At 70.8% G+C, this 22,690-nt stretch carries 20 protein-coding genes; 9 read left to right on the top strand and 11 right to left on the bottom strand.

What is annotated here, in order from left to right; genetic code table 11:
- Positions 1-9 precede the first annotated feature (9 nt).
- The 5 genes from ABTU92_RS22405 to ABTU92_RS22425 form a co-directional block, all read right to left on the bottom strand.
- On the bottom strand, positions 10-1,857 hold the full coding sequence (locus tag ABTU92_RS22405) for an ATP-binding protein (RefSeq protein WP_408093838.1): 1,848 nt from the start codon (positions 1,855-1,857) through the stop codon (positions 10-12).
- A gap of 132 nt (positions 1,858-1,989) precedes the next feature.
- Entirely contained in the window at positions 1,990-3,438 is a 1,449-nt protein-coding gene (locus ABTU92_RS22410) for a flavin monoamine oxidase family protein (protein WP_408093839.1), read from the bottom strand.
- 345 nt (positions 3,439-3,783) lie between these two features.
- A complete protein-coding gene (locus ABTU92_RS22415; protein WP_408093840.1) occupies positions 3,784-4,095 on the bottom strand; it encodes a hypothetical protein in 312 nt (103 codons plus the stop codon).
- A 2-nt stretch (positions 4,096-4,097) separates the two neighbouring features.
- Positions 4,098-5,435 carry an acyclic terpene utilization AtuA family protein gene (locus ABTU92_RS22420; RefSeq protein ID WP_408093841.1) on the bottom strand — a complete coding sequence of 446 codons (1,338 nt, stop codon included), beginning with the start codon at positions 5,433-5,435 and terminating at the stop codon, positions 4,098-4,100.
- A gap of 31 nt (positions 5,436-5,466) precedes the next feature.
- Complete coding sequence (locus ABTU92_RS22425) at positions 5,467-6,780, bottom strand: CitMHS family transporter (RefSeq protein WP_408093842.1); 1,314 nt, start codon at positions 6,778-6,780, stop codon at positions 5,467-5,469.
- A 277-nt stretch (positions 6,781-7,057) separates the two neighbouring features.
- Between ABTU92_RS22425 and ABTU92_RS22430 the strand changes: the two genes are divergently transcribed.
- A complete protein-coding gene (locus ABTU92_RS22430) occupies positions 7,058-7,957 on the top strand; it encodes a LysR family transcriptional regulator (protein ID WP_408093843.1) in 900 nt (299 codons plus the stop codon).
- A gap of 204 nt (positions 7,958-8,161) precedes the next feature.
- Here the strand turns inward: ABTU92_RS22430 and ABTU92_RS22435 are convergent, their stop codons facing one another.
- Positions 8,162-9,454: a hemolysin family protein gene (locus ABTU92_RS22435; protein WP_408093844.1), complete on the bottom strand. Its 1,293-nt coding sequence runs from the start codon at positions 9,452-9,454 to the stop codon at positions 8,162-8,164.
- Positions 9,455-9,746: 292 nt separating this feature from the next.
- Between ABTU92_RS22435 and ABTU92_RS22440 the strand changes: the two genes are divergently transcribed.
- Positions 9,747-10,928, top strand: coding sequence for a pyridoxal phosphate-dependent aminotransferase (locus ABTU92_RS22440; RefSeq protein ID WP_408093845.1), 1,182 nt, complete (start codon positions 9,747-9,749; stop codon positions 10,926-10,928).
- A gap of 235 nt (positions 10,929-11,163) precedes the next feature.
- Here ABTU92_RS22440 and ABTU92_RS22445 read toward each other — a convergent pair whose 3' ends face one another.
- Both ABTU92_RS22445 and ABTU92_RS22450 read right to left on the bottom strand, forming a co-directional pair.
- Positions 11,164-12,144 (bottom strand): sugar kinase, encoded by a 981-nt coding sequence (locus ABTU92_RS22445; RefSeq protein ID WP_408093846.1) that lies wholly within the window; start codon positions 12,142-12,144, stop codon positions 11,164-11,166.
- Positions 12,145-12,152: 8 nt separating this feature from the next.
- On the bottom strand, positions 12,153-13,388 hold the full coding sequence (locus ABTU92_RS22450) for an acyl-CoA dehydrogenase family protein (protein WP_408093847.1): 1,236 nt from the start codon (positions 13,386-13,388) through the stop codon (positions 12,153-12,155).
- A 192-nt stretch (positions 13,389-13,580) separates the two neighbouring features.
- On the opposite strand from ABTU92_RS22450, the gene ABTU92_RS22455 reads away from it, so the two are divergent.
- Complete coding sequence (locus tag ABTU92_RS22455; RefSeq protein ID WP_408093848.1) at positions 13,581-14,678, top strand: CobW family GTP-binding protein; 1,098 nt, start codon at positions 13,581-13,583, stop codon at positions 14,676-14,678.
- 136 nt (positions 14,679-14,814) lie between these two features.
- Positions 14,815-15,831 carry a WD40 repeat domain-containing protein gene (locus ABTU92_RS22460; RefSeq protein ID WP_408093849.1) on the top strand — a complete coding sequence of 339 codons (1,017 nt, stop codon included), beginning with the start codon at positions 14,815-14,817 and terminating at the stop codon, positions 15,829-15,831.
- Between the two features lie 10 nt (positions 15,832-15,841).
- On the opposite strand, the gene ABTU92_RS22465 is transcribed toward ABTU92_RS22460, so the two are convergent.
- Complete coding sequence (locus ABTU92_RS22465) at positions 15,842-16,597, bottom strand: transporter substrate-binding domain-containing protein (protein WP_408093850.1); 756 nt, start codon at positions 16,595-16,597, stop codon at positions 15,842-15,844.
- A gap of 266 nt (positions 16,598-16,863) precedes the next feature.
- Between ABTU92_RS22465 and denD the strand changes: the two genes are divergently transcribed.
- Positions 16,864-17,847: a D-erythronate dehydrogenase gene (gene denD / locus ABTU92_RS22470; RefSeq protein WP_408093851.1), complete on the top strand. Its 984-nt coding sequence runs from the start codon at positions 16,864-16,866 to the stop codon at positions 17,845-17,847.
- A 31-nt stretch (positions 17,848-17,878) separates the two neighbouring features.
- Positions 17,879-18,664, top strand: a complete 786-nt coding sequence (gene sfsA / locus ABTU92_RS22475; protein ID WP_408093852.1) for a DNA/RNA nuclease SfsA — start codon at positions 17,879-17,881, stop codon at positions 18,662-18,664.
- On the opposite strand, the gene ABTU92_RS22480 is transcribed toward sfsA, so the two are convergent.
- The gene (locus ABTU92_RS22480; protein WP_408093853.1) at positions 18,627-18,869 is read right to left on the bottom strand and encodes a hypothetical protein; all 243 of its coding nucleotides are present in this window, start codon (positions 18,867-18,869) and stop codon (positions 18,627-18,629) included. The genes sfsA and ABTU92_RS22480 overlap by 38 nt on opposite strands.
- 212 nt (positions 18,870-19,081) lie before the next feature.
- On the opposite strand from ABTU92_RS22480, the gene ABTU92_RS22485 reads away from it, so the two are divergent.
- From ABTU92_RS22485 to ABTU92_RS22495, 3 genes are all read left to right on the top strand, one after another.
- Positions 19,082-19,759, top strand: a complete 678-nt coding sequence (locus tag ABTU92_RS22485; protein WP_408093854.1) for a TetR/AcrR family transcriptional regulator — start codon at positions 19,082-19,084, stop codon at positions 19,757-19,759.
- Between the two features lie 53 nt (positions 19,760-19,812).
- Positions 19,813-20,646 (top strand): type I methionyl aminopeptidase, encoded by an 834-nt coding sequence (gene map, locus ABTU92_RS22490; protein WP_408093855.1) that lies wholly within the window; start codon positions 19,813-19,815, stop codon positions 20,644-20,646.
- Positions 20,647-20,798: 152 nt separating this feature from the next.
- Positions 20,799-21,539, top strand: coding sequence for a sulfate transporter family protein (locus ABTU92_RS22495; protein WP_408093856.1), 741 nt, complete (start codon positions 20,799-20,801; stop codon positions 21,537-21,539).
- 33 nt (positions 21,540-21,572) lie between these two features.
- Here the strand turns inward: ABTU92_RS22495 and ABTU92_RS22500 are convergent, their stop codons facing one another.
- Positions 21,573-22,514: a methylenetetrahydrofolate reductase gene (locus ABTU92_RS22500; protein WP_408093857.1), complete on the bottom strand. Its 942-nt coding sequence runs from the start codon at positions 22,512-22,514 to the stop codon at positions 21,573-21,575.
- Between the last annotated feature and the right edge of the window lie 176 nt (positions 22,515-22,690).

Raw genomic sequence — 22,690 nt, forward strand, 5'->3', positions numbered from 1 at the left:
GCGGCCTCGTCACCGCGGCCAGCCACCGGTGCCGAATGGCGGGCGCGGCGGCGGGACGCTCGCGGCCGGGGCCGGCGCCGGACCGGGCGTCAGCGGTTTCTTCAGGATCTTGAAGCGGTCGGGATCGAGGCCGTGGCCGGCGCCGAGCGACGACATGTCCTCGGCGCCGCCCGGCTCGTCGAGCCGCACGCTGGAGTTCGCCAGCGTCGCGCCGCGCCAGCGCTCCAGCACCGAGGCGACGAAAGCCTGGTCGTAGCGGCCGGCGGGATCGACCCGGACGCTGCCGATCGCCTCGCTCTTCGGCAGCAGATGCGCCGGCACCTCGCGGAAGCGCAGCCGGGTCGGCAGCGCCACGCCTTCGCCGAAGGCCAGCACCTCGCGGGTGCCGAGCGACGGCACGAAGCCGAGCAGGTTGGCGGCGGCGTCGGAGACGGCCGAGCGCAGCAGCGCCTGGTCGCGGTCGTTCGCCATGCGCATCGCGAACAGGGTCGAGCACTGCGAGATGATGGTCGGGTCGAGCTCGGCCGGCCGCTGGGTGACCAGCGCGAGGAACACGCCGTACTTGCGGCCCTCCTTGGCGATGCGCGACACCGCCTTGCGGGTCGGCCCGAAGCCGATCGAGCGGTCGGCCGAGGCGTAGCGGTGCGCCTCCTCGCAGACGAACAGCAGCGGCACGGCGCCGTCGCTCCACAGGCCGAAGTCGAACGCCATCCGGCACAGCACCGAGACGAGCGAATCGACCACCTCGGCCGGGAAGCCGGCGAGCTGCATGATGGTCATCGGCCGGCCGTTCGGCGGCAGCCGGAACAGCATCGAGATCACGTCCGCCATGGTGTCGCCGCCGACATTGGCGTTCTCGAACATGAAGGCGTAGCGCGGGTCGTTGGCGACCGATTCGATGCGCTGGATCAGCTTGTGATAGACGATGCGCGAGTTGCGGTTCTCCAGCTTGCCCATGCGCTCGTCGATCAGCGCGATCAGATCGGCGAGCCGATACGGCACCGGCGTGTCCGCCGTGAAGCCGGCGCTGCGCGGATCGAGCCGCTTCAAGGTCGGGCGGTCGCCGCCGCCGCCGGCGCGGTACTGCAGGTAGCTCACCTTGGCGATCGGGATCACCTCCGAGAGGATCTCGGTCTCCTCGTCGATGCCCGGACGGGCGCCGAAGAAGACGTCGACGATCTCCTCGAAGTTGAACAGCCAGAACGGCAGCTTCAGGTTCCGCGGATTGAGGACCTGGGCGTGATCCGGGAAGCAGCGGGCGTACTCGTTGTGGACGTCGAGCAGGAAGACGCGCAGATCCGGCCGCCGCGCCAGCGTCTCCTGCAGGATCAGCGCGACGCCGCTCGATTTGCCGACCCCGGTCGAGCCGAGCACGGCGAAGTGCTTGCTCAGCATGTCGTCGACGTCGATCGAGGCGCGGATCGACGGGTCCTGCTGCAGGTGGCCGATGTCGATCGTGACGCCGGCGTCGAGGTCGTAGACGATCCGCAGCGTCTCGTGATCGATCGCCGACACCGCGTCGCCGATGGTGGGATAGCGGTCGATGCCGCGGCGGAAGCAGTGGCGTCCCTGCGGGTCGGGCGCGATCTCGCCCATCAGGTCGAGCTGCGCGGTCGCCACCACGTCGTGATCGTGCACATAGGTGCGGGTCAGCCGCGACACGTCGGTGACGACGCCGATCAGCACGGCCGGGCCGCTCGCGATCATCAGGAAGCGGCCCACGGTGGCGCGCATCGCGGCGCTGTCGTGCTCGTGCAGGCCCACGGTCGCCTGCGATCCCCGCACCGAGACGATATGGCCGATCGCCGCCCCGGCGTCGGGCCGGCCGCGAGCCGAGTCCGAAGTCCCACTTTGCATCTGCGTCGCCCCCACCCCCTGAACAGCCGCCTTCAGCGGGCCTTTCGGAGATACTACCTTTGGGGAGACTGACGCTTTGTTAACACCGCCGGTAGTCGGGTGCTATACCATATGTTACTAGCCCGGCCCCGTTCAGAACGGCCAGCTCAGGCCGGGCGGCGAGGCCGGACGGGATGGCTGCGCGGTGGGCTGACGGCGCGGCCGCTTTGGCGCCTCCCGCGGCTCCGACGCGGGGCGCGGCGTGGTGATCCAGCCGAACTTCCGCATCGCCGCCTCGGCGGCCCGCTCGCCCGACAGCCAGGCGCCGTTGACCGTGCCCCACTGGGTCTCGTGCACGGCCTCGCCGGCGAACCACACGCGGTCGCGCACCGGCTCGGTGAGCGCGGTGCGCGAGCCGGCGCCGCCGACGCTCGCCGCCGAGGCGGCGCCGAGCACCCACAGGTCCTGGGCCCAGCGGGTCGCGTGGGTGCGGCGCACCGCCTTCTTGATGTCGGCACCGTAGAGCTTGGCGAGCCACTCCTTCGACCAGTCGACCATGGCGGCCTCGCCCTTGCCCGACAGGTCGCGGCCGAGCTTGCCGGCGAGTTGCACCATACACAGCGATGTGCCCGACACGTTGGCGAGCATGACCGCTGTCTCGGCGCTGTCGGCCTTCTCGAAGATCAGGTCGTCGCGCTGCGGCCCGAGCGGCGCGCCCTCGAGCTCCAGGAACACGTTGTCCTGGCTGCCGAGCGCGAGACGCGAGAAGGCGTCGACATGGCGCTTCGGCAGGTCGGGGTCGAAGCGGATCTTGCCGGCCGCCATCACGTTGGTGGAGGCCGTGACGATCGCGGCGCGGGCGACCAGGGTGCCGCGCGGCGTCTCGACCTCGACCTTGCCGCGCACCCAGGTGTTGATCCGGGTCGCCGGCGTCGACAACCGCACCGTCAGGCCGTCGGCGAGGCGGGCGAGCAGCGCACCGGCGCCCTGCCGGCAGAAGGCGGGGGTGTCGCGCTCCATCGCCTTCGACACGTCGACGGCGGAGAGCTCGCGCAGCTCCTTGCCGTAGGGCAGCGGGCCGAGCACGAAATCGACCGTGCTGCGCCAGTCCAGCAGGTCCTTGGGCAGCGCCTGCAGACAGGAGACGTCGGCTTTCCCGCGCGCCGCCTCGACGATGGCGCGATTGGTGCGCACCAGGACGGCCAGGAAATCCTCCAGCTCGCTCTCGCGGCCGTAGCGGCGGCCAATGCGCAGCCGCTGGCCGGGCGGCGCCGCATAGACGTCGAGGCCGGTTCCGGCCGTCAGCTTGGTCACCGGGTTGAAGTCGGCGCCCCAGAGCCAGTGGGCGCCGCGATCGATGGGCACGCCGAAGATCTTGGTGTCGGTGCTGCAGCGCCCACCGATCCGATCGCTCGCCTCGACGATCACGACACGGCGCCCCGCCGCGGCGATCCGCCGCGCGGCCGAGATCCCGGCCGCGCCGGCGCCGATCACCACGATGTCGATGTCGCCGGAGCCCTGTGCCCATGCGCGAGCGGGCCCGGCGAGCGCGGCTGCGCCGGCGCAGGCGCCCAGGAACGAGCGGCGGTCGAGTGTCGGCATGGGGGTGGCCTCCCTGCCGGCAACTTGCCCCAAGGGCCGCCCCGCCGCAAACCCGGATGTGGAGATCGATCCGACGCGCGTCGGGACGCTCGGCTCCCGCAGGAGCGCGCCGGGCGGCGTGGGCGCGCCGGGTGGCGCGCAACGATGCTCTCACGTCCGTCGTGGCCCGTCGCGGACCGCGACCGGTCCTCGCACGTCGACCCGGCTCCACGCCCGCCCGGGCGTGGGCGGACGTCGCACTGGAGGCCGGTCGTGCCGGTCGCGGTCCTCGGGCCGTCACGCGGCGGGCAGGGATCGTCCGCCGCGGACATGCACCCCTTCGAAAGCGCGCGGCCGTCAGGCCGCCTACTCCTCGTCCGGGATCTCGAGGTCGAGCAGCGCCGACGACAGCGACTTGCCGTGGGCGTCGAGCGCGAGCGTGCGGGTCACCCCGCCGCCGAGCGCCTCGTACATCACGAAGTTCAACGCCGCGATACGCGGAAGCTCGTAGCGCACCACGGCGCCTTTCACGATATCGGCGAAATGCGCCTTAACGCGCTCCACCGTGACGTGGCGGCATAGCCGCTCCCAGTCTTTCGCATCGAAGGCGATGACCGAGATGTTCGATGTGTTGCCCTTGTCCCCGGTGCGGGAATGGGCGAGGTCGCGCAGCTTCATGATCACGCCTCCAGGATCCGGACCGACGACCCGACGAGGGTCCGCGGCAGCAGCACCGACTGCACCGCCACGACCTCGCGGGCCACCTTGAAGGCTCCGCCGCCGCCGGCGGGGCCGTTGGTGTAGAGCGTCTCGACCTCGTTGCCGATCTTCACGGCCTCGGCGAGCGTCTCGGTGCGGCCGGTGACGCGGGCGCGCACCTCGTAGGGGTCATGGCCGGCGCTGCGGGTCGGGCCGTGCAGCGAATCGACACCGATCAGGTCGAAGCGCAGCTCGCTGGTCTTCACGTTCATGAGCGCCAGCCGCTCGCGCACGATGTCGAGGGCGAGCTGTCCGCGCGCCACGGCGCCCGGACCCGCATAGGACATCTGGCCTTCGCCGATGTAGCTGTCGATGTAGCCGACCGAGACCTTGAGCGTGTCGGTCCTGGGCCGACCGGTGCCGCCCGTGACACGCACCCGGTCGGGCCCGATCTCCTCGACCGCGACCGGCGAGAAGTCGGCGATCACGTCCGGCTGGAAGTAGTTCTTCGGATCGTGCAGCTCGTAGAGGAGCTGCTCCTTCACGGTCTGCGGCGTCACCTTGCCGCCGGCGCTCGCCACCTTGGTGACGACGAGGGTGCCGTCCTCGGCGACCTCGCCGATCGGGAAGCCAAGCCGGCCGAGGCCGTCGACGTCCTTGACGCCGGGATCGGCGAAGTAGCCGCCCGTCACCTGGCCGGCGCATTCGAGCAGATGGCCGACGACCGTGCCCTTTCCGAGCCTGTCCCAGTCGTCCATGGCCCAGCCGAACTCGCGCACCAGCGGCGCCATGAACAGCGCCGGGTCGGCCGCCCGGCCCGTGATCACGACGTCGGCGCCGAGCGCCAACGCCTCGACGATCGAGGTCACGCCGACATAGGCGTTGGCCGAGACGATGCGGTTGCCGAGATCCGTGGTCGAACCGCCGGTCTCCTCGAGCTTGCGCGGCGTCTCGCGGATCTGATCGAGCACGTCGTCGCCGGAGACGGCCGCGACGTTGAGGCCCTTGAGGCCGAGCGCGCGGGCGATCTCGATCGTCTTCTGCGCGCCGGCCTCCGGATTGGCGGCGCCCATGTTGGTGACGATCTTGATGCCCTTCTGCTTGCAGATCGCGAGCACGGCCTTCATGCGGGCGTCGAGCAGCGGGTCGTAGCCCGCCGCGGGGTTCTTCATCTTGGCCTGCTGGGCGAGCGCGATGGTGCGCTCGGCCAGGCACTCGAATACCAGGTAGTCGATGTCGCCCTTCTCGGCGAGCTCGACGGCGGGCTCGATGCGGTCGCCGGAATAGCCGGCGCCGGAACCGATCCTGATGGTTCTCATGACAGGGTTCCTCGGTGAATGCGGGGCGGGCTCACAGCGGCAGGATGCCGAGCACGACGGCCGTGATGGTCATCACGATCGACACGGCCCACAGCGGCAGGAAGCTGAACTTCTGATGCTCGCCGAGTTCGATGCCGCACAGGCCGACCAGCAGGAAGGTGGCGGGCGTGAGCGGGCTGATCGGGAAGCCGACCGTCATCTGGCCCATGATGGCCGCCTGGCCCATCTGCACGGGCGCGACGCCGAGCACCTTGCCGGCCTCGGCCAGCACGGGCAGGACGCCGAAGTAGAAGGAGTCCGGATCGAACAGCATGCTGAGCGGCATGGAGATCAGGCCGAGCACCACGGGCATGTGCTGGGCGAAATCGGTCGGGACGTGACCGGCGGCGAACTTCGCCATCTCGGTCAGCATCTTGGTGTCCTTCATGATGCCCGTGAACACGCCCGCGGCGAGCAGGATCGAGGCCATCATCAGGGCGGCCTTGGCGTGGGCGTCGACGCGCTCGCGCTGGTCCTTGACGGCCGGATAGTTGATCAGCAGCGCGACCACGGTGCCGATCATGAAGCAGACGACCGGCGCGCCGACCTCGGTGATCATCGCGGCCAGAACGGCGAGCACCAGCGCGACGTTGATCAGGAACAGCTTCGGCCGGACGAGCTTCTGCTCGGCCTCGGAGAGCTGCGGGCGGGTGTAGGAGACCGACACGTCGCCGCCGAGCACGCCGGCCGCGGTCAGGCGCTTCTCCTCGCGCAGGCCGAAGAAGAAGGCGAGGGCGAAGACGAACAGCAGGCCGACGATCTGCACCGGCAGCACCGGCATGAACAATTCGCCGATCGGCACCTGCAGCGCGGTCGCGGCGCGCAGCGTCGGGCCGCCCCACGGCAGCATGTTGGCCGTGCCGGCCGCCATGGCGACCACGCAGGCGAGGATGCGCTTGTCCATCTTGAGGCGATCGAACAGCGGCAGCATCGCCGGGATCGTGACCAGGAACGTCACGGCGCCGGAGCCGTCGAGATGGACGATCGCGGCGAGCACGGCGGCGCCGAGCACGATGCGGGACGGCTTCACGCCGACGACGCGGAGAATGCCGTTGATGATCGGATCGAGCGTGCCGGCATCCTTGACGATGCCGAAGAACAGGATCGCGAACACGAACATGCCGACGACGGGGGCGATGTTCTTGACGCCGTTGACGGCGAACTTGCCGGTGTCGGCGACCGAGAAGCCGGCGATCAGCGCGCCGGCCATCGGCACGATGATCAGGGCCGCCATGGGCGAGAGCCTCTTGGTGAGGATCCCGGCGAGCACGACGACGATGACGAGAAGCCCGATCAAGGCGAGCATGGTTTCACCCTTGGGGTCCGGGGGACCGCGGGCGAGGCGAGCGACCGCGCACGCGATCCGGATGACGAGATGCGACCGGCTGTCCGCCGCCCGGGAAACGGGCGCGGTGCGATCGCCGATTCAGAAAAATTCGCAGAGCAGGACCGGAAGCCAGCCCCGGCCGGGGCGGCTGGCACGCGGCCGTGCCGACGTCGCTTCTTCGGGGGCGGCTCCAGGACTACGCCGACCTTGTGATAACGCAATTGAAATTAGTTTATTGCTACGATAGGAGCCGATTATGGACATCACCCTGCGTCAGATCCGGGCCTTCCTGGCGATCGTGCAGACCCGCAGCTTCACCAAGGCCGCGGCGCTCTTGCATCTGTCGCAGCCGGCCCTCACGGTGCAGATCAGGAATCTCGAGGCCGCGCTGGGCGTTCGGCTGCTCGACCGATCGAACCGCGCGGTCGAGATCACGCGGGTCGGGCTGGAGCTGATGCCGGTGCTGCAACGCACCGTGACGGATCTGGACGGGGCGCTCCTCGACATCCGCGAGATCGGCGCCGGCCGCCGCGGCACGGTGCGCATCGCCGCGCTGCCGAGCTTCGCGGCGTCGCTGCTGCCGCAGGTGATCCTCGCCTGCCGGCGCGACAATCCGGCGCTCGGCGTGCTGGTCCGCGACGCCATCGCGGCGCATGTCGTGGCCATGGTGCGCAGCGAGGAGGTCGATCTCGGCCTCACCGGCGGCGCCGTCGCCGACGCCGAGCTCGACGTGCTGCATCACACCACCGACCAGCTCTGCCTCGTCTATCCAGCCGACCATCCGATCGGGCGGAAACGCCGCATCGGCGTTCAGGATCTCGTCGATCTGCCGCTGATCCTGACCAATCCCGGCACCAGCCTGCGCGACGTGATCGACGCCGCGCTGCTCGGCATCGGCCGCACGCCGACGCTCGCCTGCGAGGTCACCTACATGATGTCGGCCGTCGCCATGGTGCGGGCCGGGCTCGGCGTCACGGTGCTGCCGCGCTCGGCCCGCGAGGTGCGGGTCGAGCAGACGCTGCGCTCCAAGGCGATCGACGATCCGGCCTTCGTGCGCCCGGTGGCGCTGGTGAAGAAGAAGGGCCGCACCCTGCCGCCCGCCTCCGCCGCCTTCCTCGACGCGTGCATCGCTGCCATGCAGAAGATGGAGGGGTGAGGCAGAGCCTGCCGCAACATTCCGGCTTCCGGAGCCTCGTGTCCCGGACGCGGTGCAGCGCACCGCGAGCCGGGACCCAGCGCGATCAGGTGATGTGATTGTCGTGCGGATCGTCGCGTGGCCCTGGGTCCCGGCTCTGCGGCGCATCAGGCCTGCGGCCTGACGCGCCTTGTCCGGGACATGCAGTCGGAGCCGAGCGTCGCCTCACCCCGCCGCGGGCGGCGTGAACAGGAGCTTGTCGACGCGGCGGCCGTCCATGTCGATCACCTCGACGCGCCAGTCGCCGACCGCGAAGGTGTCGCCCTCGGCGGGGATGCGGGCGAGGCGCTCGAGCGCCAGGCCGGCGGCGGTGTGGTACTCGCCCTCCGGCTCCGGCAGCCCGAACTTCGAGGCGAGCTCGTCGATCGGCACCCGGCCGTCCACCAGGAAGCTGCCGTCGGGCCGCGCCGTGATCTCCTCGGCCAGTGCCTCGTGCTCCTCCGGCAGGTCGCCGGCGATCGCCGAGAGGATGTCGTGCAGCGTCACGAGCCCGAGGAAGTCGCCGTACTCGTCGACCACGAAGGCGACGTGGACCGGCACCTTGCGGAACATCTCCAGCATGCGCAGCACGCTCACGTTCTCGGGCACGTAGACGGGCTCGCGCAGATGCGCCTCGACCTGCAGGCCCTTGCCGGCGATCAGATCGTCGACCAGGTCCTTCTTCTGCACGACGCCGAGCGGCCTGCCGAGATCGCCGGCGCGGGCGACGACGAGGCGGGAGTAGGGGCATTCGGCGACCTCGCGCGCCACCACGTCGGGCGGATCGTCGAGATCGATCCAGTAGACGTCGGGGCGCGGCGTCATCTCGGCGGCGACCGGTCGGTCGGCGAGCGCCAGCACGCCGTGGATCATCTGCTGCTCGACGATGTCGATCACGCCCGCCTCGGTGCCCTCGGCGATGGCGAATCGCACCTCCTCCTCGGTCACCGACGCGCCACCCCGCGCCGGCACGCCGAGCAGGCGCAGGAGACCGGCCGAGGAGCGTTCGAGGATCCACACGAACGGGCGGAACACGCTCGACAGAATCACCAGCGGGCGCGCCATCCGCGATGCGATGAGCTCGGGGGCCGAGAGCGCGACCTGCTTGGGCACCAGCTCGCCGAGCACGACCGAGAGCGACGTGATGGCGACGACGACCAGCACGACGGCGAGCTGGTTGCCGTAGGGTGCGACAAAGGGAAGCTCGTCGAGCACCGGACCGAGCCGCTGGCCGAGCGTGGCACCGCCGAAGGCGCCGGACAGAATCCCGATCAGCGTGATGCCGACCTGCACGGCGGAGAGGAGGCGGCCCGGATCGTCGGCCAGCGCCAGCGCCTGCGCGGCGCCGGGGCGCCCCTCGTCGGCCATCTGCTGCAGGCGAATCCGCCGCGACGACACCACGGCGAGCTCCGCCATGGCGAAGAAGCCGTTCAGCCCGAACAGCACGAGCAGAACGGCGATTTCGAGAAATACGTCCATGTCCTTAAGTTAGAGCCCCGATGGCCGAAAGGGAACGGCCGGAGTTAGGTGTCCGGTGCGCGGCGCCCGAGTTCCATCGCGTTCCGTTCGAGTCCCGCCCCGTACCGCGCCGCTCGCGTCCCCGAAGACTACCCGGTCCACCGCCGAAGTTCCACGACCGACGTCGGACCACAACCGAGTCCCGAGACGACCCGCCCGAGACGACACGCGCAATACACCGCCCAAGACATCAACGTCCAAGACATCAACGCCCAAGACAAGCAACACCCATAACAAATCACAGGAGACCAGGATGCTCGAGACCGTGGCGAGCTTCGATCGTATCGGCGAGGAGAACGCCTTCGCGGTGCTGGCCCGCGCCACCGAGCTCGCGTCGAAAGGCCGCGATATCGTCAATCTCGGCATCGGCCAGCCGGACTTCCGCACGCCGGACCACATCGTCGAGGCGGCCGTGAAGGCGCTGCGCGACGGTGCCCACGGCTACACGCCGGCGGTCGGCATCCTGCCACTGCGCGAGGCGGTGGCGGCGGATCTGAACGCCCGCTACGGCGTCTCGGTGTCGCCCGCCGAGGTGATGATCATGCCGGGCGGCAAGCCCACCATGTTCATGTCGATCCTGATGTTCGGCGAGCCCGGCATCGACATCCTGTATCCGGATCCGGGCTTCCCGATCTATCGTTCGATGATCGAGTTCACGGGCGCGCGGCCGATCCCGGTGCCGATTCGCGAAGAGAACGGCTTCGGCTTCTCGGCCGAGGAGACGCTGTCGCTGATCACGCCACGCACGCGGCTCTTGATTCTCAACTCGCCCGCCAACCCGACCGGCGGCGTCACGCCCAAGGCCGAGATCGACAAGCTGGTCGCCGGCCTCGCCAAGTGGCCGAAGGTCGCCGTGATGTCGGACGAGATCTACGACCACATGGTCTACGACGGCGAGAAGCACGTCTGCCTGCTGTCGTATCCGGAGATCCGCGACCGCCTGATCCTGCTCAACGGCTGGTCGAAGACCTACGCCATGACGGGCTGGCGACTCGGCTATGCGATCTGGCCGGGCAAGCTCTACGACAACGCGCGCAAGCTCGCCGTCAACCTGCACTCCTGCGTCAACGCGGCGGCGCAATATGCCGGGCTCGCGGCGCTCACCGGCCCGCAGGACGCGGCCGAGGCGATGGTCGCCGAGTTCGACCGCCGGAGGAAGGTGGTGGTGGAAGGCCTCAACCGGCTGCCGGGCGTCAGCTGCGCGACTCCGAAGGGCGCCTTCTACGCGTTCCCCAACATCAAGGCGACGGGCTGGAAGGCGAAGCCGCTCGCCGCGGCGCTGCTCGACGACGCCGGCGTCGCGGTCATCGGCGGCCCCGACTTCGGCGTGCTCGGCGAGGGCTACATCCGCCTCTCCTACGCCAACTCCACCGAGAACATCCTTCGCGCGCTGGAGCGAATGGGCACGTTCCTGGCCGACCGCAAGGCGGCGTAGGGACGGCACCGCGGCCGCTGTGCCGTGCGGCCACCCCCCTCCCCATCCCTCCCCCACAAGGGGGAGGGAGCCGGTTGGGGCTCCGGCCATTCGACACAATGGCGCCAAGTCCTTCAGACGTTCGGACAGAGGCCTCTTCAAACCACGGCGCCTCGCCTCCAGCGTTCCCTCCCCCCTTGTGGGGGAGGGACAAGGAGGGGGGTGAGCCTCGTCCGCAGGCGTCTCCGTCAGAACCTCAATGCACCGCGCCCTCGGTGCGCGGCATGATGGCGCCGCGGTGGCGGATCACCTTCGCGGCGAGGCGGTGGGCCTCGCCGGCCGCCTCGGCCGGCGGCTGGCCGGCGAGGCGGGCCGCCAGATAGCCGGCGTTGAAGCCGTCGCCGGCCGCCGTGGTGTCGACCGGCACCACCACCTCGGGCACCGGCACGTGCGAGTGGAACTGCTGCGCGTGGTGCTGCTCGGCCTGCGAGCCGGAGGCCTGCGCCGCCGCCGGGCTCGCCGCCGCGACGAGCGCGCCCTTGGCGCCGTTCTTCACCACGATCTCCTTGATGCCGAAGGCCTGCATCCGCTCGATCGTCGCCTCGGGGCTCGGATCACCCCACAGCAGCGCTTCGTCCGCGAAGGTCGGCAGGGCGATGTCGACACGCTTGAGCGCCTCCATGTAGACGGCGCGGGTGCGCCCCGCGTCGCCGGTCCAGCCGCGCGGCCGGAAATTGCCGTCGAACGCCACCTTGGCGCCCTGCTGGCGGGCCAGCTCGACCACCGCGAGGAAGCGGCCGATGCCTTCGTTGGTGTAGGTCGACAGCGTGATCCCGGAGAAATAGACGACGCGGGCGCCGAGGAGCCCTTCGGCGACCCGGCCCCAGTCCGGCAGCTCGAACAGGCGGCCGGCCGGCGCGCCGTCGCGCCAGGCGCTGAACACCGGCGTGCCGTCGCGCCCCGTGTCGGCCAGATAGAGGCCGGGCAGCCGGCCCGGAACGCGCAGAACCAGGTCGCCGCCGACGCCCTCGGCGGCGGCGAGCGCCATGATCTGGTCGGAATAGACGTCGTCGCCGAGCGCCGTCGCATGCGCCACCGGCACGCCGGCGCGCGCCAGATAGATGGCAGTCGAGAACACGTCACCGCCGCAGGAGAGCGCGAAGCGCCCGTCCGCACCGCGCGCCAGCTCGATCATGACCTCGCCGACCGTGACGACGCGGGTGCGGTTCTGGCTCATCGCGACACTCAGCTTTCCGGGCCGGCGTAACGCCCGGCCGTATGGGGGAACAGCGCCTTGACGATCTTCAGCTTCGAGATGTCCACCGTAGCGTCCATATGCAGAAAGATCGAGGCGTCGCGGAACAGTTTCTCGACGCCGAAGTCGAGCATCACCCCGTTGCCGCCGTGCAGCTCGAGCGCGTGCTGGGCGACCTTGAAGATCTCCTCCGAGGCGTAGACCTTCGCCATGTTGCACAGCGCGTCGGCGTCCGGATCCTTCTCGTCGACGGCGCGCGCCGCGCGGTCGAGCAGCGCCCGCACCGCCTCGAGCCGCGTCGCCATGTCGGCGAGCCGCAGCGCCACCGCCTGGTGCTTGATGAGAATGCGGCCGCCCTGCACGTAATTCTGCACGTAGTCGGCCGTCACCTCGAAGGCCCGCATGCCGACGCCGAGATTCTTGGCCGCCTGGATGATCTTGCCGGGCCTGAAATAGATGCCGGCGCGACCGAGCGAGTCGTTCTCGACGAGCAGATGGTCGTCGGGCACGAACATGTCCTCGAACACCAGCTCGCCGTTGTTCATGAAGCGGCAGCCCATGGTCTCGTTGCAGCGGGCGACCGTGAGCCCCGGCGTCTCGCGCGGCACCAGGAAGCTCGACGTGCCCTGGAGCATGCCGACCGCCGGGTTGGTGTTGGCGTAGACGACGTACAGCCCCGCATCGTAGCCGTTCGAGATGAACTGCTTGCGGCCGTTGATCACCCACCCGCCGCTTTTTCGCACGGCTCTGGTCTGCATGGCGGCCTCGGGGACGTTGTAGGGCAGCCAGCGGTCGGAGGCGCCGCGCGGCTCGGTGAGGCAGTGGGCGAGCAGGAACTGCGGGTCCTCCAGCAGACGGCCGAACCATTTCTTCTGCAGGTGCTCGGGCGCCACATGGCGCAGCAGCACGGCGACCTTCCAGTTCTGCACCAGCTTGTCGGCCAGCCCCGAATCGCCGCGCGCGATCTCCTCGGCGATCAGCGCGAAGGTGCCGACCTCGGTCGCCGGGTCGAGCTCGATGCCGCCGAACGCCTCCGGCACGCCGAGCGTGCGGATGCCGACCCGCTCGGCACCTTCGAGAATCTCGGGCGGCAGTCGGCTGTCCGGCCGCATGTCCCATTCGCGCTGCCATTCGCGGCGGATGAACGGGAGGACGACGTCGTCGACGAAGGCGCGGCAGGAGGCGCGCATCAGGCGCTGCTCCTCCGAGAGGCGGGAGTCGGGCATGCTTCCTCGCGGGTCGAGGCCGGGTTTCCCGGCCGGTTGTTATGACAAGCCGAGCATAGAGGGCCGGCGCGGCGGCCGGAAGCGGCGCGTTCGCGCGGGTGCCGGGGGCGAGACCGACGCTGCGCCCCGCCTGTCCGGGGGCTTGGCTCGCCGCCGAGGCGTCCCCTATATAGGGGCGGAACGGAGCTCCCCATGACCGACAAAATCCCCGTCACGGTCCTCACCGGCTATCTCGGTGCGGGCAAGACCACCCTCCTCAACCGCATCCTGTCGGAGCCGCACGGCTACCGGTTCGCCGTCATCGTCAACGAGTTCGGCGAGATCGGCATCGACAACGACCTCGTCGTCTCGGCCGACGAGGAGGTCTTCGAGATGAACAACGGCTGCCTGTGCTGCACGGTGCGGGGCGACCTCATCCGGATCATCGAGGGGCTGATGCGACGGCGCGGCAAGTTCGACGCCATCGTGGTGGAGACGACGGGGCTCGCCGATCCGGCGCCGGTGGCGCAGACCTTCTTCATGGACGCCGACGTCGGCAAGGCGGCCAAGCTCGACGCCGTGGTCACGGTCGCCGACGCCAAGTGGCTGCGCGACCGGCTGAAGGACGCGCCCGAGGCGAAGAACCAGATCGCCTTCGCCGACGTCGTCCTGGTCAACAAGACCGATCTGGTCTCTCCCGCGGAGCTCCTCGACGTCGAGGCGCATGTGCGCGCCATCAACCCCTACGCCAAGCTCCACCGCACCGAGCGCTGCAGCATCCCGATCGGCGAGGTTCTGGGCCGCAACGCCTTCGATCTCGACCGGATTCTCGAGATCGAGCCGGCCTTCCTGGAGAAGGGCGACGATCATGATCACGATCATGCGCACGGCCACGCCCATGATCACGATCATCCCGACGGCTGCGACTGCGGCCACGATCACGGCCACGACCATGATCACCACGATCACGGCCATCAGGCGCACGGCCACGGCGGCCTGAAGCACTATCACGACGAGCACATCCAGTCGCTGTCGATCAAGACCGCACGGCCGCTCGATCCGGACAAGTTCTTCCCCTGGCTGCAGACCCTGGTCGCCGAGGAAGGCGCGAAGATCCTGCGCTGCAAGGGCATCCTGGCGTTCAAGGACGATCCCGACCGGTTCGTCTTCCAGGGCGTCCACATGATCCTGGACGGCGACCACCAGCGCGCCTGGCGCGACGACGAGGCGCGCGAGAGCCGCCTCGTCTTCATCGGCCGCGAGCTGCCCGAAAAGCTGATCCGCGACGGTTTCGAAACCTGCTACGCCTGAGGCCATGCCGTGACGTCGAGCCCCTCCGGACCGCTCGTCCCCGCGAAGGCGGGGACCCGGGGGCGACACGGCACGACGCCTGGATGCCCGCCTTCGCGGGCATGAGCGGAGTTCGGGGCGCTGCCCGGAGTTTCTCATGACCGACACCACCGCCCCCTCGAACTCGCTCGTCGAGCGCACCCGCCCGATCGACGCCGGCGCGCCCGTGGTGGCGGTCGCCTTCGTGGGTCCCAAGGGACGCGAGGTCGCCGCCTTCGCGCTCGGCGAGGAGACGGTGCTGCTCACCGGCGACGACGGCACCGAGCGGCACGTCGCCGTCCACAAGGGCGGCATCCTGAGCGCGGCGAGCGACGGCACGCGGCTGATCACCGGCGGCGACGACGGCCGGGTGATGGCGACGGCACCCGACGGCACGACGAGCGAGATCGCCGCCGACGCCAAGCGGCGCTGGATCGACAATGTCGCGGTCGGCCGCGATGGCGTCGTCGCCTGGTCGGCCGGCAAGGCCGTGTTCGTGCGCACGCCGAAGGGCGAGATCCGCACCGCCGAGGTCGGCTCGACGCCGGGCGGGCTCGCCTTCGCGCCCAAGGGCCTGCGGCTCGCGGTCGCCCATTACGGCGGCGTCGCGCTGTGGTTCCCCAACGCCAAGGAGCCGCCCGAGACGCTCGACTGGAAGGGCTCGCACACCGGCGTCACCTTCAGCCCGGACGGCCGCTTCGTCGTCACCACCATGCAGGAGCCGTCGCTGCACGGCTGGCGGGTCGCCGACGGCAAGCACATGAGGATGTCCGGCTACGCCGCCAAGGTGAAGTCGGTGTCGTGGACGGCGGACGGGCGCGAGCTCGCCACGGCCGGCGCCGACGCGCTGGTGCTGTGGCCGTTCCACGGCAAGGACGGGCCGATGGGCCAGCAGCCGCGCCTGCTCGCGCCGGCCAAGGACCTGATCGTCGCGGTCGCCTGCCATCCGCGCGAGCCGGTCGCCGCGGTCGGCTACGAGAGCGGCATGGTGCTCCTGGTGCGGCTGGAGGACTCGGCCGAGATCGTGGTGCGCAAGCCGGGCGGCGGTGCCGTCGCGGCGCTCGCCTGGAACGCCACGGGCACGCGGCTCGGCTACGGCACCGAGGCGGGCGACGCCGGCCTGCTGGCGCTGTGACGCGGCGGGCCTACCCGGCCGCCGGCGGCACGCTGGCGCCGGGAAGGCCGACGCGCTCGAAGGCGCGCTGCACCAGCCCGGCCGCCTTCGCCTCCTCGACCAGCGCCGTCACCCAGGCGAGCGCCGCCGGCCGGCCCTTCGGCAGGACGACGGCCGTGGTGGTGGTGAGGAACGAGCCCGGAAGGATCCGCGAGCCCTCGATCTGGCTCACCAGCCCGGACAGCGCCTCGCGCCCCATGGCGATCGCGTCGGCCATCCCGCCATGCATCATCGCGACCGCGTCCTCCGGAGTCTCGACCGGGACGTGCGACGCCCGCGGCGAGGCGCGCAGCGAGGCGCGCAGCGTCGCGCTGTTGCGGACGCCGACGATATGGACCTCGGGGGTATCGGCTTGGTCGATCCGGTTGATGGGGGAGCCGGCCGGCACCAGGTAGCTGCTCTGGAGAATGTGAAAGGCGGCGCCGAAGTCGACATGCCGACGGCGCTCCTCGTCGACCGGCAGGAAGCTGACGTCCCACGAGCCGCTCGCCGCGGTGGCCTGGATCTCGCCGGAGCTGCGGAACGGGACGATCTCGAGCGGCAGCCCGGTCGCGGCCGCCAGCGCCTCGGCGAGCGCCACGGTCACGCCGCGCAGCTCGCCCTCCCTCTCGCCCCGGACCGCATAGACGGCGGACGGCGCCGGGCCGACCGCGATCGCCACGCGCAATCGTCCGGTCGGCGCCAGCCCGGCCGAGAGTTCGCGGTCGGCGAGGATCGCTTGAGCCATGCACCTTGATAACACGAGGTCCGGCATCGGCATGGCGGTCGCCCGGGATTCTCCACACGGCGAATCAGCGCACCACGCACGAACTATGACATCTGAATAGTCGCCTCGCCACGAGAACCGACCGAGAGTTGCGGGATTCACGTCTGCGATCGTTGTTTGATCCGCGTCGAATCGGCGCGGGCGGGATCGGCCCTCACGCCGGCTTACTCCGTCTGATCGAGCTGATAGGGTTGCGCGGGGCGCCTTCCGCCCGTCGGAGACCACGCATGCATGTGCTCGTGACCGGAGCGGCCGGGATGATCGGCCGCAAGCTCGCCGAACGGCTCGGCCGGGACGGCACGCTGTGCGGCGCCGCCATCACGACCCTGACCCTGACCGACATCGTCGAGCCGCCGGTGCCGGCCGGCTTCTCGGGCTCGGCGCGCCTCGTCACCGCCGACCTGGCCGATCCGGCCGTCGCGGCGAGCCTGGTCTCCGGCCGCCCCGAGGTGGTGTTCCACATCGCCGGCGTCGTTTCGGCCGACGCCGAGCTGAACCTCGACAAGGGCTACCGGGCCAATCTCGACGGCACCCGCGCGCTCCTCGACGCGGTCAGGGCCGTGGGCGAGGGATACCGGCCCAAGCTCGTGTTCACGTCGTCCTGCGCCGTGTTCGGCGCCCCGTTCCCGGACGTGATCGGCGACGACTTCCATCTCACCCCGCTCACCTCCTACGGCACCCAGAAGGCGATGTGCGAGCTGCTGCTGGCCGATTACAGCCGGCGCGGCTTTCTCGACGGCGTGGCGCTGCGGCTGCCGGCCGTCTGCGTGCGGCCGGGGCCGCCCAACAAGGCCGCCTCGGGCTTCTTCTCGGCGATCATCCGCGAGCCGCTGGCCGGGCGCGAGACCATCCTGCCGGTCGCCGACACCGTGCTGCACACCCATGCGAGCCCGCGCGCCACCGTGGGGTTCCTGATCCACGCCGCCGGTCTCTCCCGCGAGATGCTGGGGCCGCGCATCGCGATCACGATGCCGGGCGTGTGCTGCACGGTCGGCGAGCAGATCGAGGCGCTGCGCCGGGCCGCCGGCGACGCCGCGGTCGCCCGCATCAGGCGGGCGCCCGACCCGCTGGTCGAGACGATCGTCGCTGGCTGGCCGCACCGCTTCGACGCGGCGCGCGCCCGCACGCTCGGCTTCGTCGCCGAGACGACGTTCGACGAGATCATCCGTATCCACATCGAGGACGACCGCGGTGGGCGAATTCCGGACTGACGAGGCCGCGGCCACGGGCTAAACCGTCTGCATGCGGTTTCCCTCCCCGTTGAGTCCGGCGACGCTGCTGCGCCGGTACAAGCGCTTCCTCGCCGATGTCGAGCTGCTGGACGGCACCGTCGTCACGGCGCATGTCGCCAATCCGGGCAGCATGCTGGGGCTCGCCGAGCCGGGCGCACGGGTGTGGCTGTCGCGCTCCGACAATCCGGCCCGCAAGCTCGCCTGGTCGTGGGAGCTGGTGGAGGTCGATCTCGGCACGGGGCTGGAGCTGGTCGGCGTCAACACGGCCCATCCGAACGGCATCGTCGCCGCGGCGATCGCGACCGGGATGATCCCTCCGCTCGCCGGCTACGCGACCCTGCGACGCGAGGTGAAATACGGGGCGGCGTCGCGCTGCGACCTGCTGCTCGAGGACGCCACGAAGCCGCCCTGCTGGGTCGAGATCAAGAGCGTGACGCTGATGCGCCGGCCCGGCCTCGCCGAGTTTCCGGACGCCACGACGGCGCGCGGCGCCCGGCATCTTTCGGAGCTCGCCGCCCGTGTGGCGGCCGGCGAGCGGGCCGTGATGCTGTTCCTGGTCCAGATCGGCTCGGCCGAGACGGTCGACATCGCCCGCGACATCGACCCCGCCTATGGGGTCGCCTTCGATCGGGCCCGCGTTGCCGGGGTCGAGGCGATCGCGGTGCGCTGCCGGCCCTCGCTCGACGGCATCGCCGTCGACGCGCCGGTTCCGGTGGCGCTGCCGCAGATCGCGACGCCCCCCGCCGCGGTCACCGCGATCAGGGCCGCGACCCGACGCGCCGCGCGATCGGGATGACGAGGTGGATCATCGCCAGCACCATGGGCGGCACCACGACGGCGGTCAGGGCCGGGAACGGCCAGCCGGCGGTGAGCGGCGACACCACGGCCAGCAGCGTGTTGATCACCACATAGGCGCCGATCATCACGGCGGCGACGAACCGCAGATGGGCGGCCGAGACGGCGGCGAGGCGGGACTTGATCGATCGGAGAAGGGTCGTCATGGCTCGGGCTCACATCGTTACGAAACGAACCGTTTCGTTCATGGCGCTTGATCTATACGGCCCGTTTCGTTACGTCAAGAGGCGTTGCGGCGACGCAGCATGCTTCTTTGCCCGGCGCGGCCCGCTCCGGGAGCCGACCTTGGTAGGATGCGTCCGGGCTGCGGCCCGCGACCGCCCCGCCCGCGTCAGCCGACAGCCGGGGAGGCCCGAGGATGAGCGAGCCCCGAAATCCCGATCCGCCCGGGGCCGGCCATCGCCGCGCCTCGATCGGCGCCCGGCGCAACCCGGCCGCCGAGGCGGCGATTCTCGAGGCGGCACGCGCTCTTCTGGCCGAGAAGGGCTACGCGGGGTTCTCGATCGACGAGGTGGCGCGCCGTGCCGGCGCCGGCAAGCCGACCATCTACCGCTGGTGGCCATCCAAGGCCGACCTGTTCATCGCCGTGTACGCGGCCGACAAGGCGGCCGCCATCGCGGTGCCGGACACCGGCGAACTCGCCGCCGACCTCTCCGGCTACACCAAGGCGCTGTGGCGGTTCTGGCGGGAGACGCCCTCGGGCGCGGCGTTCCGGGCCCTGATCGCCGAGGCGCAGGCGAGCGAGCAGGCGATGATCGCGCTGCGCGAGAAGTTCCTCCCCGTGCGGCTCGCCGATCTCGGCTGCGTGTTCACCCGGGCGGTCGGGCGCGGCGAGATCGATGCCGAGGACGCGCCGGCGCTCCTGCAGCTCTATATCGGCTTCCACTGGGTGCATCTCCTCACCGGCCGGATCGCCGAGGAGACCGAGCTGATCGACACGGCGTCGCGGCTGATCGTGCGGGCCGGCACCAGCAGCCCCGCAACCGCCGCGGCGGCGGCGCCGGCGGCAACCCCGCCCGGACCCCGGCACGATTGATTCGAGCCGGCAAAAGCCTACATTCGGCGCAACACCGACGAGGCCCGGATTTCATGACCTATATCGATGCGGCGGCGGCACCGCTGCGCAAGAACGGACAGATCAAGCTGCACGGCCCGGAGGCGTTCGCCGGCATGCGCAAGGCCGGGCAGCTCGTCGCCCGCTGCCTCGACATGCTGGTGCCCGAGGTGCAGCCGGGCGTGCCGACCGAGCGCATCAACCAGCTCGTCTTCGAGTTCGCCATGGACCACGGCGCCTATCCGGCGACGCTGATGTACCGCGGCTACAACAAGTCGACCTGCACGTCGATCAACCACGTCGTCTGCCACGGCATCCCCAGCGACAAGCCGCTGCGCGAGGGCGACATCGTCAACATCGACGTCACCCTGATCCTCGACGGCTGGCACGGCGACTCGAGCCGCATGTACGGGGTCGGCGAGATCCCGCGCCGCGCCGAGCGGCTGATCGAGGTGACGTTCGAATCGATGAACCGCGGCATCGCCGTGATCCGGCCGGGGGCGACGACGGGCGACATCGGAGCCGCCATCGAGGCCTTCGTCGAGGGCCAGAACATGAGCGTGGTGCGCGACTTCTGCGGCCACGGCCTCGGCCGCCTGTTCCACGACGAGCCGAACATCGTGCATGTCGGCCGGCGCGGCGAGGGCGTGGTGCTGCGCCCCGGCATGCTGTTCACGGTGGAGCCGATGATCAATCTCGGCCGCCCGCACGTGAAGGTGCTGTCCGACGGCTGGACCGCGGTGACGCGCGACCGGTCGCTCTCGGCCCAGTTCGAGCACACGGTCGGCGTCACCGAGACCGGCGTCGAGGTGTTCACCTACTCGCCGATGGGCCTCGACAAGCCGCCGCTGATCTCCGGCCGGGCCTAGGCACGGTCGGTCGCGTCCTGCGCGCCGCCTCCCCGACCATCCCGCCGGGCGAGGCCCTTGCCGCGGCGCGGCCGGGGCTCTACCTCAGGACGGCCGCGCTCGGCGGCGACTGCTCACAGGTGGGCCGCGGTCCGCAGCCCGAGGACGTGTCGATGTTCCGTGCCGCCTCGCTCGCCATCGCCCAGTTGACGTCGCCGCCGTTCCGCTCGGTGCTGCTCAAGTCGGCGGGGCTCGCGCTGCTGCTGCTCGCCGTGCTGACCGTCGGCCTGTACCAGCTGGTCGCCTGGCTGGGCGGCGAGGGCGGCACCTGGATCGAGACGTCGCTCGGGGCGAGCTGGCACAACGCCGTGGTGGCGCTCGGCTGGGTGCTGACGATCGCGCTCGGGGCCGGGCTGTTCGCCGGCGCGATCTTTCTGATGCCCTCGGTGACGTCGCTGGTGGCGAGCTTCTATGCCGACGACGTCGCCGCCGAGGTCGAGCAGGAGCACTATCCCGACGATCCGCCCGGCGTCGCGCCGCCGATCGGCTACGCGATCGTCGAGGGCCTGAAGACGGCCCTGCTGGCGCTGCTGATCTATCTGTGCGCGGCGCCGTTCCTGCTGATCGGCGGCATCGGTGCGGTCGCCTTCTTCCTCGCCACCGCCTATCTGCTCGGCCGCGAGTACTTCCTCATCGCCGCGGTGCGCCAGCAGCCGATCGGCGACGCCAAGGCGCTGTGGCGCGACAACCGCACCCGCATCGTCACGGCCGGGCTGCTGGTCGCCGCCTTCGTGCTGATCCCGATCGTCAACTTCGCGACACCGCTGTTCGCCACCGCCTACATGGTCCACATCCACAAGCGGCTCGCCGCCGAGCGGCGGCGCGATCTTCTCGAGCTGCCGAGCGACGCCTGACGCCGGCCCTGCCGCCTGGCGCCGTCCCGGCGCTCAGGGCGGCGTGACCGAGAATCCGCCGGTGCGATCGAGGGCGATCCGCCCGGCCGCGACCGCCGCCGCCCAGCGCACCGCCGCCGCGAGCCCGCCGAACGCATAGAAATGGGGACTGACGTCGCCGAGCCGGCCGCCCGGTCCGGCGCCGACGACGCCGCGCACCGCGCGGTCCGGCGCCGCGGTGCCCAGCATGTCGCGGACGAGGCCGACATTGCGGGCGAAGGCCTGCGCCGAGGCGCGCACGCCGCAGATGCGGGCATAGCGCAGGAGTGCCGTCACGGAGGCCGGGCCGGCGAAGCCGATCCGCACCGGATGGTCGATGCCCTGCGCCCGCAGCCGCGTCAGCCAAGCGACGATCGGCTCCGGCGTCATGGTGAACTGGGTGACGACATGCGCGGCGAGCCCGGTCTCGGCGGCGGCGATGAGCTTGGCGGCGAGCGCCAGATCGAGCGTCACCGGCGCGACGCGCGGATGGCCGTCCGGATAGCCGGCGACGCCGATCTCGGCAATGCCGTGGCTCTGCAAGAGGCCGCTCTCGATCAGCTCGATCGCGGCCCGGAACGGGCCGGCCGGCTCCGGCCGGTCGCCGGCGATCACCAGGACGCGGCCGACGCCGGCCTCTTCGACCATGGCGCCGAGATGATCGGACAGCGCCGCGGCGCTCGCGAAGCTGCGCACCGCGAGATGCGGCACCGGCTCGAAGCCGGCCGCCCGCACCGCCGCGACGACGGCGCGCTGCTCGGCGAACGGCTTGGTCGGCAGCGCGCTGACATAGACCGGCGTGCCGGGCGCGACATGGGCGGCGAGCGCCGCCGCGTCGGCCGCGGCGAGCCGCGTCGTCTCGAAGGTGGCGCGCGCCATGAAGGCGGCGATCGACGCGATCGTATCGTCGGCGACATCGCGGTCGGAGTGCCGGAGAGCCGTCGAAGCCTGCGCCATGGCCTGTCCTTCTGGTCTGCCGAACCGTTGCCGAAGTCGCACCGGACGCTGCTCACGACGTCCGGTCAGATCCTCCGCTCATGCCCGCGAAAGCGGGCATCCAGCGGGCGCATCCCCGATCGCTCGTCGTGGTCGCCCTGGGTCCCCGCCTTCGCGGGGACGAGCGGAAAGGGGGC

The sequence above is a fragment of the Rhodoplanes sp. SY1 genome (assembly GCF_046000175.1).
Classification (GTDB): Bacteria; Pseudomonadota; Alphaproteobacteria; order Rhizobiales; family Xanthobacteraceae; genus Rhodoplanes.

What these genes read in the sequence shown, in the direction of transcription:
- ABTU92_RS22465 (WP_408093850.1), bottom strand. Translation starts at nt 16,597, where the DNA reads ATGGCTCAAGCGATCCTCGCCGACCGCGAACTCTCGGCCGGGCTGGCG.
- ABTU92_RS22440 (WP_408093845.1), top strand. Translation starts at nt 9,747, where the DNA reads ATGCTCGAGACCGTGGCGAGCTTCGATCGTATCGGCGAGGAGAACGCC.
- ABTU92_RS22460 (WP_408093849.1), top strand. Translation starts at nt 14,815, where the DNA reads ATGACCGACACCACCGCCCCCTCGAACTCGCTCGTCGAGCGCACCCGC.
- ABTU92_RS22455 (WP_408093848.1), top strand. Translation starts at nt 13,581, where the DNA reads ATGACCGACAAAATCCCCGTCACGGTCCTCACCGGCTATCTCGGTGCG.
- ABTU92_RS22500 (WP_408093857.1), bottom strand. Translation starts at nt 22,514, where the DNA reads ATGGCGCAGGCTTCGACGGCTCTCCGGCACTCCGACCGCGATGTCGCC.
- ABTU92_RS22425 (WP_408093842.1), bottom strand. Translation starts at nt 6,780, where the DNA reads ATGCTCGCCTTGATCGGGCTTCTCGTCATCGTCGTCGTGCTCGCCGGG.
- ABTU92_RS22485 (WP_408093854.1), top strand. Translation starts at nt 19,082, where the DNA reads ATGAGCGAGCCCCGAAATCCCGATCCGCCCGGGGCCGGCCATCGCCGC.
- ABTU92_RS22420 (WP_408093841.1), bottom strand. Translation starts at nt 5,435, where the DNA reads ATGAGAACCATCAGGATCGGTTCCGGCGCCGGCTATTCCGGCGACCGC.
- denD (WP_408093851.1), top strand. Translation starts at nt 16,864, where the DNA reads ATGCATGTGCTCGTGACCGGAGCGGCCGGGATGATCGGCCGCAAGCTC.
- ABTU92_RS22410 (WP_408093839.1), bottom strand. Translation starts at nt 3,438, where the DNA reads ATGCCGACACTCGACCGCCGCTCGTTCCTGGGCGCCTGCGCCGGCGCA.
- ABTU92_RS22445 (WP_408093846.1), bottom strand. Translation starts at nt 12,144, where the DNA reads ATGAGCCAGAACCGCACCCGCGTCGTCACGGTCGGCGAGGTCATGATC.
- ABTU92_RS22435 (WP_408093844.1), bottom strand. Translation starts at nt 9,454, where the DNA reads ATGGACGTATTTCTCGAAATCGCCGTTCTGCTCGTGCTGTTCGGGCTG.
- ABTU92_RS22495 (WP_408093856.1), top strand. Translation starts at nt 20,799, where the DNA reads ATGTTCCGTGCCGCCTCGCTCGCCATCGCCCAGTTGACGTCGCCGCCG.
- map (WP_408093855.1), top strand. Translation starts at nt 19,813, where the DNA reads ATGACCTATATCGATGCGGCGGCGGCACCGCTGCGCAAGAACGGACAG.
- sfsA (WP_408093852.1), top strand. Translation starts at nt 17,879, where the DNA reads ATGCGGTTTCCCTCCCCGTTGAGTCCGGCGACGCTGCTGCGCCGGTAC.
- ABTU92_RS22415 (WP_408093840.1), bottom strand. Translation starts at nt 4,095, where the DNA reads ATGAAGCTGCGCGACCTCGCCCATTCCCGCACCGGGGACAAGGGCAAC.
- ABTU92_RS22430 (WP_408093843.1), top strand. Translation starts at nt 7,058, where the DNA reads ATGGACATCACCCTGCGTCAGATCCGGGCCTTCCTGGCGATCGTGCAG.
- ABTU92_RS22480 (WP_408093853.1), bottom strand. Translation starts at nt 18,869, where the DNA reads ATGACGACCCTTCTCCGATCGATCAAGTCCCGCCTCGCCGCCGTCTCG.
- ABTU92_RS22405 (WP_408093838.1), bottom strand. Translation starts at nt 1,857, where the DNA reads ATGCAAAGTGGGACTTCGGACTCGGCTCGCGGCCGGCCCGACGCCGGG.
- ABTU92_RS22450 (WP_408093847.1), bottom strand. Translation starts at nt 13,388, where the DNA reads ATGCCCGACTCCCGCCTCTCGGAGGAGCAGCGCCTGATGCGCGCCTCC.